1 protein-coding gene is annotated in these 507 nt (G+C 67.3%); it reads left to right on the plus strand.

Annotation, left to right across the window (positions count from 1 at the left end):
• A partial coding sequence (locus tag CEK66_RS20000) for an aconitase family protein (protein ID WP_255424714.1) occupies positions 1–507 on the plus strand: 507 nt, incomplete at both ends.

Below are 507 nucleotides of genomic sequence, written 5' to 3' on the forward strand. Positions count from 1 at the left end.
GCGGCGGCGACGATCCGCAGGCCTTCGCCAAGAACCGCGCGATCGAGGATCGCCGCAACGAGGACCGCTTCCACTTCATCGACTGGAGCAAGCGCGCGTTCCGCAACGTGGACGTGATTCCGCCAGGCAACGGCATCATGCACCAGATTAACCTGGAGAAGATGTCGCCGGTGATCTACGTGCACGACGGCGTCGCCTTCCCCGATACCTGCGTGGGCACCGACAGCCACACCCCGCACGTGGATGCGCTGGGGGTGATTGCGATCGGCGTCGGCGGCCTGGAAGCGGAGAGCGTGATGCTCGGCCGCGCCTCGTGGATGCGCCTGCCGGACATCGTTGGCGTGGAGCTGAGCGGCCGGCCGCAGCCCGGCATCACCGCCACCGACGTGGTGCTGGCGTTGACCGAGTTCCTGCGCCAGGAGCGTGTGGTTGGCGCCTATCTGGAATTCTTCGGCGAAGGCGCCGCCGCGCTGACCATCGGCGACCGCGCCACCATCTCCAACATGT

This window comes from Xanthomonas sp. LMG 12460 (assembly GCF_009192895.1).
Taxonomy (GTDB): domain Bacteria; phylum Pseudomonadota; class Gammaproteobacteria; order Xanthomonadales; family Xanthomonadaceae; genus Xanthomonas_A; species Xanthomonas_A sontii.